Consider the following 16,707-nt stretch of genomic DNA (forward strand, 5'->3'; position numbering starts at 1 on the left):
ATGCGGTTGAGCCTTGTGGTGCCAGGGCTGACCATGGGGCATCGGGAATGCCGGGGGTCATCGGATTGTGAGCTGTCGCCGGATACTAATCGCCGCTCAGGACAAGACGCAGGGAGCGGGCAAGCTCATCCCGTCGATAGGGCTTGTTTAGTACCGGGAGCTCACCCTTTCCGATGACCTGCCCCTCGTCGAGGTTGGCGACGTAGCCGGAGGTCAGAAGGACCTTCAGGCCGGGACGCAGGCGCTGTGCCTCGACGGCGAGTTGCGACCCGTTCATCCCGCCGGGCATCACCACGTCGGAGAACAGGATGTCGATGCGCTCCACGCCCCTGAGATGCTCCAGTGCTTCGGCGGCGTTGCGGGCGACCACGACGCGGTAGCGCAGCTCCTCCAGGCTCTCGACCGCCATGCCGAGTACCCCCTCGTCGTCCTCGACCAGAAGGACGGTGTCGCCTTCAGTGGCGCGACGCAGAGGCAGCACGCTGGCGGAGCCGGTACCGACCTCCTCCCCGGCTGCATCGGCGGAGCGGGGGATCCGGAGCCGGAACGTGGTGCCAGCTCCGACTTCGGACTGAATATCGACGTAGCCGCCGGCGCTGCGGGTGAAGCCATAGACCTGGGACAGGCCCAGACCCGTTCCCTTGCCGACCTCCTTCGTCGTGAAGAACGGCTCGAAGATGCGCGCGAGCAGGTCTGCCGGGATGCCGCTGCCAATGTCAGAGATGGAGATCTCGACGTAGTCTCCGGGCGGCACGCCCTTGTCGGCGACGGCAGCGGTGTCGAGGCGGACGTTGCGGCTGCGCACCTCGATGCGGGCCACGCGTTCGCCGCCCTCCATCGCATCACGGGCGTTGACCACGAGGTTCAGCACGGCCGCCTCGAACTGGGCCGGGTCGATGCGGATGGGATCTAGGGCCGGATCGAGGTCGAAGACCATCTCGATGGCGCCGCCGGCGGCCCGCTCCGCCAGGGGCCGGAAGTCGAGGAGCAAGCGGTTCGGGTTGAGGGTCTGGGGCCGCAGCATCTGCCTTCGCGAGAAGGCGAGGAGTTGTTGGGTCAATTGCTCGCCCCGGCGTGCGGCGCCCATAGCGGCCTCGGCCAGGCGTACGACCCGCTCGGTGTTCTCCGGTTTGCGGATCATCATGTCGAGGCCGCCGACGATGACCGTCAGCAGGTTGTTGAAGTCATGGGCGACGCCCCCGGTCAACTGACCGATGGCCTCCATCTTCTGGGCCTGCCGGAGCGCATCCTCGGTCACGCGCTGCTCGGACCGGTCGAGGACGATGCCGGCCATGCGGACGGGCAGCCCATCGCGATCATATTCCGCGCGGCCTTTCGCGGCGATCCATCGGACAGCGCCGTCCGGGCGTAGGATACGGCACTCGATGTCGAGGAAGCCGGTCTCCATCGCCCTCGCGAAGGCCGCCTCCACGAGGGGCCGGTCCTCCGGAAGGGCATGGCCGAGAAGGTCGGCGCGCCCCCAGGAGGCCACCGGCTTGTCGTAACCGAAGATCGCGTCGTAGCGACCGGAACGCCGAGCAGTATCGTTGATGAGATCGAGGTCCCACGAGCCCATGCCAGCGGAATCGAGCGCGAAGGCTAGGGTCTCGCGCGCCGCCTCGACTTCGCGCGTGCGCTCCTCGACGCGACGCTCCAGGGTCTCGTTCGCAATCCTGAGACGCTCCTGCGCCTGCTCGCGTTCGAGGATGTGCCCGCGCGCTTGATACTGACGGCGCCGGACCCGCAAGGCGGACGCGACCGCGCTCGCTAAGGTCTCGGCGTTGATGGGCCGCTCCAGCAGCACCACGTTTCCGAGCCGCTCGATGATTCCGGCGGCACGTGCGGGTCGGCGTCCGGCCTGACGGGTTGCGAGAATGACGAAGGGAAAATCGGACCACGGCGGCTGGACATCGACCCAGGCGTAGAGGGCCGCCGTATCCGCCTCGACTAGGGCCTCCTCGGTGACGATGGCGGCGGCCGCGCCGTTCCGCAGTTCGCCGACCCAGGTCGCGACGTCCGGGCAGATGCAGGCGGGCGTCCCCGACTTCGCGAGCAACTGCTCGATAACCCCAGCATCGCGACCGCGCGGCGCCAGGATCAGGACCCGGTGTTCGGCCTCTGCCAAGGGCATCATGCGCTTGGTCCCGGCGTCGTGGCGGCGTCAGCTTTCAACATGGCGACCTTGCCGCCGTAGGCCGGCAACCCGGTGAGCACGCCCTGGAAGTCGGTCAGCGCCTCGCCGACCTGCAGGCCCGTGCCCGAGATCATCAGTTCGCGGATCGTGCGCTCATGCGCGTTGACCCGGCTTTTCACCACGGACAGGGCCGTACGGACAGCGCCTTCGGCCTCGAAATATCGGAACAGCACGATACCGTCGCTCAAATAGCTCAGGTCGACGTCACTCCGGACCTCGCCGATGACCCCGTGCTGTCCCAGGACGAGGACTGTCGTAGTCCCCTTCTGGTTGAGGTAGCTCAGCAGCTCGTGCATCTGCAGGACAAGGTACTGCTCGTCCGGCATGGCGTGGACGTAGGCGTTGAGGCTGTCGATGCCGACGAAGGTCGAGCCATGGTCTTCGACGGCTTCGCGGGCCCGGCATGAGAACTCGCCCGGCGAGATCTCGGCCGGGTCGATCTGCATGAGGTTCAGGGCCCCAGACTTGACGTAGGGGCGCAGGTCCATGCCGAGGAGTGCGGATCGGGCGAGCAAGGTCGCCTTGCCCTCGTCGAACAGGAAGTAGGTCGCGCGTGCACCCCGCTCCAGCGCGGCAAGCAGGCAGCGGACAGCAGTGGTCGTCTTTCCGGCGCCGGACGGGCCCATGAGCAGGGTGTTGGTCCCCTGCACGAGTCCGCCGCCGAGCAGCAAGTCGAGTTCGGCCAGACCGGTGGAGGTGGTGACCGGATCGAAGTCTGCGCCGTGCTCGGCCGCGATCAGCCGCGGGAAGACGGTGAGACCACCCGTGTCGAGCGCAAGATCATGGAAACCGCCGCGAAACTTCACACCACGCATCTTCAGGATGCGGATGCGCCGACGCTCGGACCCGAACGTACGCTCCATCTGCTCCAGGACCAGCACCCCGTGGGCGATGCTGTGGAGCTGAACGTCAGCCGTATTGTCGTCGAGCATCAACACCGTACAGCGACGCGACGCGAAGAACTGCTTCAGGGCCAGGATCTGGCGCCGGTACCGCAGCGGGTTCTGGGCGAGAAGGCGGAGTTCGGACAGGCTGTCGAACACCACGCGTGCAGGCTTGAGCGCGTCGACGCGCTCCATGACCTCGCGCACGGTCTCGCCGAGCTCGACCTCTGACGGGTGCAGGATGGACTGCTCGCTCTCGGGATCGAGGCCGAGCTCGCTGACGAGCTCGTAGACCTCGATGCCGTCCAGGCTCCAGCCGTGGGAAGCGGCGCCAGCGCGCAACTCCTCGGCGCTCTCCGACAGAGTGACGTAGAGGCCCTTCTCGCCCCGGGCGGCGCCTTCGAGCAGGAACTGCAGCGACAGGGTCGTCTTGCCCGTGCCGGGTGTGCCCTCGACGAGGAAGAGCCGTCCACGGGTCAAGCCACCGGAAAGGATGTCGTCGAGACCAGGGATACCTGTGGAAACAGCGTCGCGTGATCCAGCGGCAGTGGGATTTGGGCTGTCGTCGGTCATGGGCACCATGATGCGGGAAAGGGGCATCCGGCTGCCGCCAGGCTCACGGCGGCTCGTCGGCCTCTCGGTAGATGTTCACTTGGATTAACGCCGTGAGCCTCAATAGGTCCCCGCCGTTGCGCGGACCCAGGGCTTCTGCGGTGCTTATCCTTAAGCAGAGAACTTCTGCGGTGCTTATCCTCAAGCAGACAGAGCGAGCCGTATCCTCCTCACGAGGTCTGCGGGTTGTTGGCTTCAGACCGATCCGCCGTCGCCGTGGCCGCCTCGGCCCTCAGCTCGCGTTCCGCCATCAGCCAGAACTCCAAGTCGAAGCCAGCTGGGCGATGGTTGCGGTCCCAGATGTCGTAGGCACGCTCTCGGATGCGCTCGAAGGGGATCCCGTCGTTTGGCATTTCGGAAGTCCCTGATGATCGAGACGGTGATGTGAGGCGAACCTCGCGGGAGCGAGATGGGTGCGGCGCGTCGCGGCCCCCTTCGGGCATCGTGTCCGCTACCTCGTCGCAAACCACGCCTGCGCTTGTTCAAGGTCTTCGAAGAGAGGGTTTCGCTCCTGGGCAACGCAGCCGAACCCCGCCTCCAGGAACCACTTGCCGGAGTCCGCGTCGTGGTTGTCCGATAAGCGCACCAGTAAGGCGATCAGGGCATCGTCTCTGAAGACGAGCCGGCCATCCTCATCGCCACTCCCGGTCTCGACCCGAACCGGCTGCAATCGAAGGCTCATGCCGCCCTCCGTTCGCCGAGATGAAGGTAGTTGGGCTTGAACTCGGCCAACGCTTTCAACGCCGGGACGTCGAGGATGGACAGGGTTTTGCCGCTGAATTGAATGAGGCCGCGACGACGGAGCTCCATCAAGGAGCGGTTGACGTGGACGGCGCTCATGCCTGTCGTGTCGGCGAGCTCACCCTGGCTGATGGGCAGCGTGTAGCTGTTCTCGGACGCAAGGCCGACAACCTGCAGGCGCAGGAGGAGCTCGGAAAACAGGTGGGCCAGACGCTCAATGGCCACGCGGCAGCCGACGTTCAGCAGCCATTCCCGCAAGGTCGCCTCGTCGACCAAGGTGCTCATGCGTATCGCACGCGCGACCTCGGGATGATTCTCACGAATGCTTGCAAGCGCATCGGACCTGATCCAGGCGACCTTGCAGGCCGAGAAGGTGCCGATGCCGTGATCCATCCGGTCGAGCAGCCCCACGTCGAGGTCGCCCATATCGCCGGGAACGAGGTAGGCCATGATCTGGCGAGAGCCATTCGCGCGCATCTTGTAGCGGAAGGCCATTCCCTCTAGGACCAGGAGGATGCCCCTTGGCCTCTCGTCCTCGCGCACGAGGTCCGAATGGGCCGGGACAGTCTCGGTCGATGTGCCCAGGTTTTCCAGCACGCTACGGTCTACTTCAGACAAGCTGCCGAACCCTTCCATCTTGCGAACGAGCGGGCTTGGCGAAAGCGAGATCTGCGTCATGCCTGAAGGCGGTCCGTCGTGGATGGTGTTTTCGTTGATCACGACGCAGGAAGGCCGCGAGTTCTTGAAAGGTCGAAGATAGAAAATTCTCACTTGCCGGTAAGACCCCAACGCGAAAAATTTCGTTTCCCTAAGACGGTGGAAGAGGACTGGAGGTCAGGTTCTAGCAATCGATCCAGTAAGGTGTCCGATATCGGACATTTCCACTCGGACGAGGCAAACTCACAGCGGGTCGGCTATGCAGCGAACCCTGCGAACGAAGGGTGCTCCGTCCACGAGTAGCCAGGTGGAAGCGAAAACCCTACTGCCGCATGAACCTTGAAGCCGTGACTGACGACCTCACCTTCTCCCGATGGGCAACGCGTTCGACGTCATCATCATAGGGGGAGGTGCCGCCGGTATCGGCGCCGCGCGGAGACTCGCGGCCTATGGCGCATCGGCCTTGCTGCTTGAGGCGTCATCGCGTCTCGGAGGCCGCGCATTCACTCAGGATCTCGGAGGCTATCCGCTCGACCTTGGCTGCGAGTGGCTCCATTCGGGCGACCGCAACGCCTGGGTCGGTATCGCCGAGGCATCGGGCTTCCCGGTCGACCGGGGCGACCCGCCATGGGCGAAGGCGCATCCCGGCATCGCCCAGGACGAGGACGCTGAAGAGGCGGCGCAGAGGGCGTACGGCGACTGGGAAGAGCGGCTCCGCTTGATCGCGGCGGGCAGCGACCGGGCGAGCGATGCCCTTGAGCCTGGCGGCGCCTGGAACGCCTACGTGCAGGCCATCGCCGGCTTCATGAGCGGCGTCGGGCCCGAGGCGATCTCGGCCACCGACTACCTGGCCTATGACGACGCTTCGACGGGCCGGAACTGGCATCTGCCGCTCGGCTACGGCACGCTCGTCGCCGCCAGCCTGCCGTCCTCCACGGCGCTGCGCCTGGCGACCCCCGCCGAGCGGATCGACCTGACGGCGGAGGGCGTCGCCGTCTCCACGCGGACCGGCACCGTTCGCGGCGGGGCCTCAATCCTCACGGTCTCGACCGCGGTCCTGGCCGGCGACGCGATTCGCCTTCCCGCCGGGACCGAACCCTGGCGCGAGGCGGCCATCGCCCTTCCGCTCGGGCGCAACGAGAAGGTCTTCCTGGAAATCAGGCGCGATGCCGCCTTCGAGCCGGACTCGCACGCCTACGGCAACCTGCGCGACGCGAGGTCTGCCTCCTATTCCATCCGGCCCAACGGCCGGCCGGTGATCGAGGCGTTTCTCGGGGGCGCCGGCGCCCGTATCGTGGAGGAGGAAGGCCCGGCTGCCGGCTTCGCATACGTGTCCGCCGAGTTGATCGCCTTGTTCGGCAGCGACGTGGCCTCGGCGATCCGACCGCTCGCGGCGACGGCTTGGAGCCGGATGGCGTCCATCGGGGGCGCGTATAGCTGCGCCCTGCCGGGCCGATCCCAGGCGCGGGCACGGTTGGCCCAGCCGTTCGACAACCGGCTCTTCTTCGCGGGCGAGGCGACGCACCCCTTCGACTTCACGACTGCCCACGGGGCCCACGATAGCGGGCACAGGGCCGCCGACGAGGCGTTGGCGGCGTTAAAGGGTAGGCTTGGCTTCGGACAGCGAGGCCCTTACGCCTCCAGAGGATCGCGTGCGGCCTGGTAGCGACCTCCTCTCCTGTGGCGGGCGCAGCGCTTCCACGAGCAGGGCGAAGGCGGCCGCGGGCTGGCGCCGGTGCGGGTCGTTCAGGTGAGAGCTCAGGAAGGGCGCGCACCAGTCGACCAGCACCCGCTTGAGGCGACCGTCGTCGACGTCGGCAAGGATCGAAAGCAAACCCGACCGTGCCACGGTCACGATCCGTGTGACAGAGGACCCTGTCCGACGTTCGCCACGGGAACCGCTTCCTGTGCCCGAACTTGCCGTTGGTCCGCCTTTCATGGCGGCTTGACGGAAAGGGTAGCGTAGGGACGACCGGTGACCGGAGGGACGGGCCAGTTCAGCGCGACGCAGCGTGATGCCGGCGAGGGGAAGCCCGGCGCGACCGCTGCTTTCCCGTATGACCGGATGACCGTGGAGCGGTTCCGCGCCGCCTTCCCCCGCGCGCGGTGGCGCGACGACCTCGGTGCCTGGTTCGTGCCGGGCACGTCCGCGGAGCGCCGCCTGAACTTATGGTCGAGCCGGGAATGGTCTGGCGTCCTGGCACATGCCGACGAGCGCGGTCGGGACGCCTTCACGTTCGAGCCGCTCGCCAGCCCCTATTTGGAGGTGGCCGATGACCTGGTGGTGCGCACGCCCTATTCACGGGACGTCGTCGCCGGGTTGCGCCAGGTGCCATGGGCGCGGTGGGACCCAGCCACCAAGGCTTGGCGCGTCCCGTTCCGGTCGTTCGAGGAACTGCGCCGACACTGGCCGGCCATCGAGGAGGCTGCGCGTCGGGCCGAGCCCGAGGAGCGGCGTAAGCGTGCGCAAAGCCGTAGGGCGGCACCGGAGCATGCCGATAGGCTGGCCGAGGCCACTGAGCGCCGCCGCAACCGCTATCCCGTGCGCGAGGACGCGCTTCCGCCGCTCGGGCCTGTGCTGATGACCCATGCAGGATGCGTGGTTTTGGAGGCGGTCACCGGCGAGGTCGTCGAGAACTCGGTCGCCGCCCGCTTCTACCCGGAGGTCGTCGACGAGGGCGGCACATTGGTATGGGCGACAAGGCGCCGGCCGACGCATGAGGAGTTGGTCCGGGCTTGGCCCGCGCGGATCGCACCGAGCCAGGCCGAGTTTGCCCGCGGCTGGTGGCAGCCGACCATCGAGACCCTGCGCCGGGAACGGCGCAACGCCGCGTCCCTTGAGCGGGCACAGGCGACGCGTCGGTCCAAGTCACCGTAATCGCTTTCGGAGGTGTGACTGGCTACGAGGTGGCGATCTCCCTGCGCCCCCGGATGCCGTCCACAGCCCGTTGAGCCCTGGACATTCTCCGCGAGAACCCTGGTTCCGGACGCGTCCCGCATGAAAGACACCGTCCACCGGACGCGTCTGTCCTTGTGGATTTCGACCCCCAGGCGGACCATTGCCTCCACTTAACGGAGGCATTCCCATGGGCTTCGACACAATCGACACCTTCCCCGAGCCGACGGACCTCGCCAAGTTCTTCCCCGAGCCGGAGGAGCTCCCCGTACCGCCGCCCACGCTGACCGACGCCGAGCGCAAGCGCATCGAGCGGCAGGCCCGGCGCGATGCGGGGCTTCCCGATCCCAGGACGGTGGACTTGGCCATTGTCACCGCCTTGGCTGCGGCGCTGGAGAGCGCGGACGTCGCAGGGCGGCTTCGGGAGCAGGGGCATGCCCGCGGCCTGACGCTCGACCTGGAGCCCGTCCTGCGCGAGGCGCTCGCTGGCATCCGGCGGGCGCGCGTCGAGGGGCAGCCCGTGAGGAAGCGCGAGGCGGCCATCGCCCTCCAGCAGCGCCTCCGCCTGCGCCTGCGCTAGGGGCGGACACGTCCAACCCGCTCCCGCGTTACAGTTCACTGCAGTAACGGGGCGCTAACCAAAGTCCGAAAATTCCCCTGCGGCGGCGTCCAATCCACCCCGCAGGCCAGGGATAACCCTTGACCCCGGCTTCACGCTGAGTCCCTGAGCTGAGATCGTGGCCGCACTCACGCAGGAGGCCGCCATGACGAACGCCCACGGGATTGCTAGCACCTTCGACCGCGGTGGCCTCATGCTCGCGGGCGCTCTGCATTCGTCCATCCAGAATGCCCGCGCCCGCCAAGCCGCCGCCGACGAGATCCAGGCCGACCGGAACGTCAGCGCCGCCCAGCGTGCCGTCATGGCGGTCGAGCGCCAGCGCCGGGAACTCATCGCCTCGCAGCAGGAGGCCGCCCGTCTCCGCGCCGAGAACGCCAGCCTCCGGACGGAGACCGCCCGCCTGCGCGACGAGCTCGCCCGGATGCGGTCGCGGGCCCTGGAGGCCGAGGGCTGCCTCGTCCGCCTCGCGAAGGCTGCCCAGGCCCGCCGTGCAGCATGACGTGATGCCCTCGCGTGCTGACGTGCGCACACGAGATGCTGACGTGCGCACACGAGATGCTGACGTGCGCACACGAGATGCTGACGTGCGCACACGAGATGCTGACGTGCGCACACGAGATGCTGACGTGGTGCGCAGAGATGTGCACAGGGACACTCACAACCCATTTCGGGCCACCCAGGCGCGGCAGGATGTCGCAGGCGCGCGTAGGCAAACGAAAGGCCCGCCCCCGTGAGGAGGCGGGCCTTGGTCGTTCCAGGGGAGGCCTTAGGCGGCGACGCGGTAGCCGGGGACGCTGGAGGGGTCCCGGGCGAGGTCGGCTTTGACGCTCTCGTAGAGCTCGTCGCCGTCGACCGAAGCGAGCTCGATGGCCGTCATCCAGGCCGGGCGAACGAGGCAGCGGGGCAGGCCCTGGATGAGGTGCGACCCCGTCATGTGGTCGCTGACGCGCCGGCACGAGAAGTCCAGCAGGCGCCGGCACTCCTCGTCTGACAGCCCACGAAGCCACCCCTCCGCGGACTCGTCCAAGGCTCGCATGTCGGGCTCGGGCTCACTCGACAGGCGGGACGTCGCGTAAGCCCGTGCCGTGCGTCCCCAGGCGATGAGGGCCTCCTCGGTCTCGGACGGTGTCCGGCTGACGAAGGGGGCGGCGACGCGGACGGTGTCCTCGGCCTGGACGGTGTCCGCTGCGGGGGACGACGTCGGGGCCGCGGCCGCCCGGACGGCGTCCATGGCATCCTCGATCTCCATGCCCTGCGGCGTCGGCGGGGCGAAGGCGGCCCTGAGGACCCACCGGGTGCCGTCCCAGACGGCTTTGGGGACAGCCAGCATCGCGGCGATGGCGAGGGCGAGGTAGCGGGCGAACGAACGGCGCATGGGGGGCGAAGCTCCTTAGGGTGGGTGACATGGGTATTGTCGCCGGAGGCGAGCAAGCGACCAGGGATCAGGCAGCCTGCGCCCTCCGCGAGGCGACGTGGTCGAGGGCCTTCTTCGTCAGGGTGGCGTAGACGGTCCGGCCCTTGCCCACGCGCCCCGGCTTGATCCATCCGTCCTCGACCGCGTGGATGGCGGTCCACGCCGTCGTATCCAGCTCAAAGCTGCCGAAGTTGACATCAATCCGCGCAAGGGCGGCCGCACTGCGGTCTCCAGGCTCCTGGACGCCGAGGCGCCCCATCAGCAGGCGGGCGTTTGCTGCGGAGAGCTCGCCATCGATGACGTGCAGGCCAACAGCTTGGTCGACGCATTCCAGGGTCGTGAACTCCAGGCTCTCGGCGAGGCGCTCCCATCCTGCGTCAGCCGCGAGGTCGACGGCGTGGTGCCAGAAAGCCCCCGACGCGCTCGGGTGCGAGATCGCCTTCAGGCCCGTGGCCTCCTCGACGCGCCGGACGTATGGGAGGTCCGCATAGACGGGTGAAGCCACGAACAGGTGCGGGGTGCCGTCGCGGTCGCGCTTCAGCGTCACCGGAAAGGCGATGCTGCGCGGTAGGTACGGCACGCTCGTGTCCTGGAGCGCGTAGCCCGTCATCAGCGAGTACCGGCTCCCGAGACCGGCCTCGATGAGCATCTCGTCCATCGGGATGAAACCGACTCGGACGGGACTGGTGTCGAGCGTCGGCTCCGTCCGGAAGGCCGGCACGACCTGCTCGGCGAACAGGTCGAGTTGGCGGGGGTCGGGGCGGGGCACCATGTCAGGCCTCCGCCGAGCCGAAGATAGCCTGCCGGAGTTCGGGCCTCACCTGTTTCCGGTGACGCCAGACCGCCGCCAGAGCCTGCGACGCCTCAATGACGGAGAGCTCCTGCAGCCCACCTAGTACGTGCCCGGCGTGCGAGTGGCTCTTGCCCCAGCCGTAGCCGTTCCGCAGCGACTCCCGGTCCTGGTCCATCTCGCAGAGGATCTGCAACGCGTCATGAACCGCCCGCCGGACCTCGGGGTCACGGGCCCGCTCCAGCCAATCGTGATTCGCGTCCGCGGCGACCCTCTCGCGGACCGCTGCGATGGCGTCGTTGACTTGCTTGAGCAGCTTGAACGCCATCTCGGAGACGTGGATCTGCGGCACGTCGTCGACTTCCATCGGCTCGCGGAGGAGCTCCTCGGCGAGGAGGCGCTTCTTCACAGGCCAGGCCCAATGGTTCTTGTCGAGGCTCACCCGGAGCCGCTCCATGGTGCGCCGGGTCTCGTCGGCGAGGCCGCGCGCCGTCGCCTCCCGCATCTCCCGGCGCATCCATTCGGCACGCTCGATCCTGGCGTCATCCGCCGCGACCGCCGCCTCGGCCGCGTCGAGGGCGCGCTGGGCTACGGCGTCGTCGGCAGGGACGGGCTCCCAGCAGCAGGGCGATAGAGGACCCGACCGTCCTCGTGGCGCTCGTCTGTCGTCCACGAGTGTTCACGTGCCGCGTCGTCGGCGAGGACATGGAGCCCCTCGACCCGAGCCTGGACCTGATGGTGACCGCTCACAGCGCCCCGGAGGCGCAGCACGCCTGGGAGCGTTGGGCCGAGGACGTGAAGGGGGCGACCGGCCAGCACATCCTGGCCATCACCCACACGCCCCCGCTGCGCCAGCCAACGCACCGCCAGAAGGAGAAGACCGAGTTGCACGACGTCGACCTCGACCGGCTGGCCTTCTTCGACGAGTACGACAGCCTCGAAGACCTCGAAACGTCGCCCTTCCGGATCTGATGACATGACAGACGCCGAGCTCATCGCCGCCGCGGGAGAGGCCCTGTAGGGGACGAGGACTGGCGCCGGGGCCTCGCCCGCCGCCTAGGCGAGGTCCACCCCGATGGCCCCCGGGACACGATGGACCCCCGCACCGTCGGGCGCTGGGGGACCGGCGCGAAGGAGGCGCCCGACTGGGTCCTGCCCATGCTGGCCCGGCTGCTCCGGGAGCGGGCTGCCGATGCATCGGAGCTCGCCCGCCAGATCGAGGCCAGCAGGTAGACGAAAGGCTCCCGGAGCGATCCGGGGGCCCTTCTCGTTAGGGGTCCACGAGAACGGGGTTGATAGTCGCCCCCGACGGGCAGTCCCCGGTACGCGCCGACCGGTACGGCCCCCACCCGCCGCAGCCGAGACACCGGTATCGTTCGAGCGACGTCGGGTTCGGCCAGAATCGGAGGTTGTCGGGGTGCTCCAGCCTCATGGCGTTGTGCCGGGCGATGCGCTGCTCGGCCTCCGCACGGCTGACGGCGTAGCTGACCCAGCCGCACCGCGTGCAGGTGACGCTGTCCGGAGGGATCTCGGTCTCACGCATCGTCGCCCTCCTCGTCGCGCTCCTGCGCCCGGCGTCGCTCCTCGGGCTGCTCGGGTGTCGCCTCCATCCGGGCGAAGACGTCCTCCGCCCGGGCCGGGGCGTACCCCCAGACATCGACGCCGACGTCGGTCGACTGCGACGTCCCAGGCAGGCTGCCGTGCGTATGCCCGTGGACGTGGAGGACGCCCCGGAAACTCCCTGGCCAGGCCCGCAGGGGGTAATGATCGGCCACGATGCGGCGGCCCGCGACGTGCACGGTGAGGCGCTCCTGCACGCTCTCCCAGGGAAGCGACGTCACCCGCGCTCGGTCGTGGTTTCCCACGATGAGATGCTTGCGGCCCCGGAGGGCTCCGAAGATCTCCGCGGCCCCCGCCGGGGTGTGCCCCCACTCGAAGTCGCCGACATGGATGACCGTGTCCCCGGGGCGGACGACGGCGTTCCATGCCTCGATCAGCAGGGCATCCATCTCCGCGACGTCGGCGAAGGGACGCTTCGACTGCGAGATGGAGCCCGCATGTCCGAAGTGCGTGTCACCCGTCAGCCAGACGGTGCCCTTGGGGGGCGTTAGGTTGTGGTGGTGGTTCATGAAGGCAGCCTCCTGTCGAAGGGGGCTGCACGCGCGGCGTCACGCCCCCGGGGGGATGGGTCTCTCGGCGGTGGGGCGTATGCGCGGTTTCATGGGAGCCTCGTGGCGTCGATGGAGGGAGGATCGCAGCTCACGATTCGTGCGGTCAACGGGGACGGCGGCGCCATCCACCGCCACGGTGGAGGAAGGGTGAAGCGAACCTCAGGCAGCCTCGCCGACCGCGGCCGGCTCACCCGCCGCGGCCTCGGCCTGGGCGGACGCCTCCTTCGCGGCAGCCGTCTTGGCCTTCCCGGCCGCCTCGCGCTCCCGACGCCGGGTTGCGATCTCGGCCCGCAGCGCCGAGAGGTCCGGCAGGGCGACTGCGGCGGCCTGCTCATCGACCCAGGCGCACCACCGCTCCATCAGGGGGGCCTTCAGGTCGAGGCGGTCGTCCTCGGTGTAGTGCCCCTCCAGGACATCGTCCGAACGAATGCCCTCGGCGTGGTCGACGACCATCTTCACATCGGACCGAGCGATACGGAACTTGCGCTGGCACGTGTTCGTCAGGCAGCGCCGCAGGTCGTGCGGGCTCGCGCGGAGCCCGAGGTCCAGCATGCGATGGTTGATGGCTGCCGGGGAGAGGTGGCCGTCCGCCGCGGCGCCGGCCTTCTTGGCGCGGATCTGGGGGAACAGGTAAGGGCTGCCGGCGGCGAGGGCCCGCTCCATCTGGCCCTGGACAAGCTCCCACAGCGCCGGCGGTAGAGGCACGCAGTGCCGGTGCTTGTCCTGGCGCCGACTGGCGGTCTTGCGGTGGATCGGCCCCATCGACCAGACGCCCCAGCCTGGCTTCTCCGCCCAGGGCACGAAGTCCTCGACGAGGGCCGTCGCAATCGGGCGTCGGCGCTGCCCGGTCGAGACTAGCAGTTCCGCCGCGACGCCCATAGACCGCTCGATGGCGCCCGCCCGGGACACGGCCACCAGGTAGCCCGCCTCTCGCGGGGTGGCGATGTAGGTCCCCGGGACCTTGCCGTTGGCGCGTGGCTTCACGCCGGCCGAGCGCTCGGGCGCCTTCAGGCCCGCCATGTTCTGTGCCACGCCGCTCCTGTGCTGAACGGAGTCCCGCGACAGGTACGCCCACATGGGGCGTAGGACGGAGGCGAGGTGCTCGGCTTGGCGCTCCCGGCCGCTCGCGTGGACCTCGGCGACGATGACGGAGAGCTGCTGCCGGGTGATCCGGCAGACCCTCCAGGCTTCCGCCAGCGGGGCGAGCTCCTTCATGTTGAGCACGGTCCGGTAGTCGACCCAGGTGTCGTGGCGCCGGGTCCTCTTAACCTCGGCGAGGTAGGCCTCGCGGGCCTGCTCCCACGTCCAGAACGGCGCGTCCTTGAAGTCGGCGCCGATCTCGGCGACCAGCGCGGCCGGCTTCGACGGCTTGCCCGGCGGCGGCGGCGGGGCGACGAGGCCGAGCTCGGCGAACTGCCGGTGCAGCCATTCGTCCCCGTCGAACACCGCGACCTTGTTCGCGAGGTCCCGGCGTGCGGCGGCCGCGATGGCCTGGGCCTGGATGAGGGTGAGGGCCGCCGGCGTCCCGAGCTTGATCCGCCGGCTCTCGCCGCCCCTCTCCATCCGGAAGGTCCACGAGGCGCCCCGCGGCTTGAGGCGGAGGATGAGGCCGAGGCAGCCGTCGTCGGCGACGTCGCGCGGGGTCATCCCCTTCACGCACTCGGCGACGAGGACATCGACCTTCTTCTGGGTGAGTTTGACGGCCACTCGGGAACGCTCCATGAACCGGGGCGGAACTGGGGCGGCGACCCTGGGCGGGGCGGCTCCGAGTGTGCAAGGCCGAATGGCGTCCATCGTTAACAGGTCTCAGAGGGGAAACGGCTATTCCCGGCGCATCCGACGGACTGAAACTGGGGCGGCAGGGCCTTGATCACAGGAATCATAATCCTTGTGTCGGGGGTTCAAATCCCTCCCTCGCTACCAACGAATTCGATGACATAGCATCAGGCCTTGGCGGAAACGCCGGGGCCTTTTCGGTTCTTGGACATGTCTCGAACCTGGGCTTCCCGGAGCCCGCCCATGCCGCAGGCCAGGGAAGGACGGACGCCTTCGCCCCGGGGAGGCGACTCCGCCGCACGCCGGCGGCCCTGCGCGGAAGCGGCATGGCCCGCGGTTGCCCCCGGTGCCCCGGACGCGGTAGCTCAGCGGACGCGCGATCGAGGAAGGAAATTCCATGTTCAGCCATATGGTGGTCGGCAGCAACGACCTCGCCAGGTCGAAGACGTTCTACGACGCGCTGTTCGGCGCGATGGGCGGTGAACCCGGCCGGACGGACGCCCTGGGACGCCTGGTCTACGCCCACCGCGGCAGCCGCTTCGTCGTCACCAAGCCGATCGACGGAGACCCCGCGACCGCCGCCAACGGGGGCACGATCGGGTTCGCGATGGAGGGCCCGGACGAAGCCGAGGCCTGGCACGCGGCGGGCGTCGCCCACGGGGGGACATCCGTCGAGAACCCGCCGGGCGAGCGTCAGACGCCGATGGGCCGGATCTATCTCGCCTACCTGCGCGACCCGGACGGCAACAAGCTCTGCGCCCGCTACAAGATCGCGGACTGAGGCCGGGCCCCGGGCCGGCCGACAGCAGGCGGAGGCGGACGGGCCCTTCGGCGTCACGCCGCAGGCCGCCGGAGAGCGGCGGCGGCGGGACGATCCGGGTCTCTCCCGACCCGAAGCGGTGGCCCTTCTCCGCTTCGGCGTTCCGCCACGGCGTCGGACTACGTCCCCCGCTGCAGGAAGAATGCGACGGCGTCGTTCACCGCGTCCGGCAGAACGGTCATGTGCGTCCGCCGGGGAATCAGCCGGAACTCGCTCGTCACGCCGGGGATCCGGCCGAGCCGCTCCGCCATCGCGCGTGCCAGCGCGATCATCTGTGCGGAGGTGAGGCGCTCCAGGCGGGCCGCGCGGTCGGGAGCGCGGTCCTGGAAAGGTGCCAAGGCCTCCTCGTAGACCCCGGCGGAGAGGTGCACGCGCGCGCGGACGGGCGGTCCCTGTTCGAGACGCGCGAGGCTCTTCAGGACGACCCGATCCTCCCAGTGGATGGACGGACTCGCGGCGATCCAGTGGGAGAAGGCGTCCGGCCGATGCGCGAGGGCGTAGAGGACGAACAGGCCGCCGAAGGAATGTCCGAACAGCGCCTGCCGCGCTGGATCGACCCGGCATCGCTGCGCGACCGCGGACCGGAGCGTCGTCGTGACGAAGTGAAGGAAGGCGTCGGCGCCCCCCGTCCGCATCGTCGCCCCCCCGGGCCTGTGGCCCGGGTAGGACCGGCCGGGAGGCGGCGTGTAGTCCCATGAGCGGCGCGCGGCGTCATGGGCCTCGTCGCCCGGGTAGCCGATACCCACGACGGCGAAGCGGGACGCGATTCCCGTGGCGTCCGGGTACGGGGCCTGCACCCGCTCGATGTCGATGGCGGTGCCCGTCACCGCGTTGCCGTCGAGGAGGTAGAGGACGGGCCACCCGTCCACCGGCGCCGCCCCGGGCGGGATGTAGAGGGTGATCCGCCAGGGCGCACGGTCCGCGTCGCCCCCCAGGTCGAAGCTGACCGCGCCGGCGAGCCGTGCCGGCTCGTCCGGACCGGCGGCGCGGACGGCATATCCACCCAGCGTCATCCAGGCGGTCGCCAGGAGGCCCGCGGCGGCGCGCCGTGAAACGGGGGCGCTCACCGGGCCCGGTCCACCCGGGCCGCGCCCGTCATCCGCCGGCGGCCGGTCCCCGGCCATGACGCCCGT

General features: G+C 69.0%; 18 protein-coding genes. 7 read left to right on the forward strand and 11 right to left on the reverse strand.

Going from position 1 to position 16,707, the window contains the following annotated elements; genetic code table 11:
• Positions 1–85: 85 nt before the first annotated feature.
• The 5 genes from MFF56_RS13990 to MFF56_RS14010 all read right to left on the reverse strand — a co-directional run bounded on the left by MFF56_RS13990 (position 86) and on the right by MFF56_RS14010 (position 5,109).
• On the reverse strand, positions 86–2,134 hold the full coding sequence (locus tag MFF56_RS13990) for an ATP-binding protein (protein WP_373324074.1): 2,049 nt from the start codon (positions 2,132–2,134) through the stop codon (positions 86–88).
• The gene (locus tag MFF56_RS13995) at positions 2,131–3,651 is read right to left on the reverse strand and encodes an ATPase domain-containing protein (protein WP_238230153.1); all 1,521 of its coding nucleotides are present in this window, start codon (positions 3,649–3,651) and stop codon (positions 2,131–2,133) included. Before MFF56_RS13995 ends, MFF56_RS13990 begins: the two co-directional genes overlap by 4 nt.
• Before the next feature lie 209 nt (positions 3,652–3,860).
• Entirely contained in the window at positions 3,861–4,043 is a 183-nt protein-coding gene (locus tag MFF56_RS14000; protein ID WP_238230154.1) for a DUF2934 domain-containing protein, read from the reverse strand.
• Positions 4,044–4,141: 98 nt separating this feature from the next.
• Positions 4,142–4,372 carry a hypothetical protein gene (locus MFF56_RS14005; protein ID WP_238230155.1) on the reverse strand — a complete coding sequence of 77 codons (231 nt, stop codon included), beginning with the start codon at positions 4,370–4,372 and terminating at the stop codon, positions 4,142–4,144.
• A complete protein-coding gene (locus tag MFF56_RS14010; protein WP_238230156.1) occupies positions 4,369–5,109 on the reverse strand; it encodes a Crp/Fnr family transcriptional regulator in 741 nt (246 codons plus the stop codon). The genes MFF56_RS14005 and MFF56_RS14010 overlap by 4 nt, the downstream gene beginning before the upstream one ends.
• Before the next feature lie 352 nt (positions 5,110–5,461).
• Between MFF56_RS14010 and MFF56_RS14015 the strand changes: the two genes are divergently transcribed.
• The 4 genes from MFF56_RS14015 (at position 5,462) to MFF56_RS14035 (ending at position 9,102) form a co-directional block, all read left to right on the forward strand.
• Positions 5,462–6,754 (forward strand): flavin monoamine oxidase family protein, encoded by a 1,293-nt coding sequence (locus tag MFF56_RS14015; RefSeq protein WP_238230157.1) that lies wholly within the window; start codon positions 5,462–5,464, stop codon positions 6,752–6,754.
• 309 nt (positions 6,755–7,063) lie between these two features.
• Complete coding sequence (locus MFF56_RS14025; protein WP_238230158.1) at positions 7,064–7,966, forward strand: hypothetical protein; 903 nt, start codon at positions 7,064–7,066, stop codon at positions 7,964–7,966.
• 208 nt (positions 7,967–8,174) lie between these two features.
• On the forward strand, positions 8,175–8,564 hold the full coding sequence (locus MFF56_RS14030) for a hypothetical protein (protein WP_238230159.1): 390 nt from the start codon (positions 8,175–8,177) through the stop codon (positions 8,562–8,564).
• Between the two features lie 157 nt (positions 8,565–8,721).
• Positions 8,722–9,102 carry an Atg14 domain-containing protein gene (locus MFF56_RS14035; protein ID WP_238230160.1) on the forward strand — a complete coding sequence of 127 codons (381 nt, stop codon included), beginning with the start codon at positions 8,722–8,724 and terminating at the stop codon, positions 9,100–9,102.
• Positions 9,103–9,369: 267 nt separating this feature from the next.
• On the opposite strand, the gene MFF56_RS14040 is transcribed toward MFF56_RS14035, so the two are convergent.
• The 3 genes from MFF56_RS14040 to MFF56_RS14050 all read right to left on the reverse strand — a co-directional run bounded on the left by MFF56_RS14040 (position 9,370) and on the right by MFF56_RS14050 (position 11,480).
• Positions 9,370–9,978 (reverse strand): hypothetical protein, encoded by a 609-nt coding sequence (locus tag MFF56_RS14040; protein ID WP_238230161.1) that lies wholly within the window; start codon positions 9,976–9,978, stop codon positions 9,370–9,372.
• A 67-nt stretch (positions 9,979–10,045) separates the two neighbouring features.
• On the reverse strand, positions 10,046–10,789 hold the full coding sequence (locus MFF56_RS14045) for a hypothetical protein (protein WP_238230162.1): 744 nt from the start codon (positions 10,787–10,789) through the stop codon (positions 10,046–10,048).
• A gap of 1 nt (position 10,790) precedes the next feature.
• The gene (locus MFF56_RS14050; protein ID WP_238230163.1) at positions 10,791–11,480 is read right to left on the reverse strand and encodes a hypothetical protein; all 690 of its coding nucleotides are present in this window, start codon (positions 11,478–11,480) and stop codon (positions 10,791–10,793) included.
• 32 nt (positions 11,481–11,512) lie between these two features.
• On the opposite strand from MFF56_RS14050, the gene MFF56_RS14055 reads away from it, so the two are divergent.
• Both MFF56_RS14055 and MFF56_RS14060 read left to right on the forward strand, forming a co-directional pair.
• Positions 11,513–11,779 (forward strand): hypothetical protein, encoded by a 267-nt coding sequence (locus tag MFF56_RS14055; protein WP_238230164.1) that lies wholly within the window; start codon positions 11,513–11,515, stop codon positions 11,777–11,779.
• A 120-nt stretch (positions 11,780–11,899) separates the two neighbouring features.
• Positions 11,900–12,040, forward strand: a complete 141-nt coding sequence (locus MFF56_RS14060; RefSeq protein WP_238230165.1) for a hypothetical protein — start codon at positions 11,900–11,902, stop codon at positions 12,038–12,040.
• A 302-nt stretch (positions 12,041–12,342) separates the two neighbouring features.
• Here MFF56_RS14060 and MFF56_RS14065 read toward each other — a convergent pair whose 3' ends face one another.
• Together MFF56_RS14065 and MFF56_RS14070 are read right to left on the reverse strand one after the other, a co-directional pair.
• Positions 12,343–12,936, reverse strand: a complete 594-nt coding sequence (locus MFF56_RS14065; protein ID WP_238230166.1) for a metallophosphoesterase — start codon at positions 12,934–12,936, stop codon at positions 12,343–12,345.
• A gap of 201 nt (positions 12,937–13,137) precedes the next feature.
• Positions 13,138–14,685 (reverse strand): integrase arm-type DNA-binding domain-containing protein, encoded by a 1,548-nt coding sequence (locus MFF56_RS14070; RefSeq protein WP_238230167.1) that lies wholly within the window; start codon positions 14,683–14,685, stop codon positions 13,138–13,140.
• 466 nt (positions 14,686–15,151) lie between these two features.
• On the opposite strand from MFF56_RS14070, the gene MFF56_RS14075 reads away from it, so the two are divergent.
• Positions 15,152–15,535, forward strand: a complete 384-nt coding sequence (locus MFF56_RS14075; protein WP_108038982.1) for a VOC family protein — start codon at positions 15,152–15,154, stop codon at positions 15,533–15,535.
• A gap of 158 nt (positions 15,536–15,693) precedes the next feature.
• Here MFF56_RS14075 and MFF56_RS14080 read toward each other — a convergent pair whose 3' ends face one another.
• Positions 15,694–16,641 carry an alpha/beta hydrolase gene (locus MFF56_RS14080; RefSeq protein ID WP_238230168.1) on the reverse strand — a complete coding sequence of 316 codons (948 nt, stop codon included), beginning with the start codon at positions 16,639–16,641 and terminating at the stop codon, positions 15,694–15,696.
• Positions 16,642–16,707 lie beyond the last annotated feature (66 nt).

Origin of the sequence: Methylobacterium hispanicum (assembly GCF_022179285.1) — a bacterium.
GTDB lineage: Bacteria > Pseudomonadota > Alphaproteobacteria > Rhizobiales > Beijerinckiaceae > Methylobacterium > Methylobacterium hispanicum.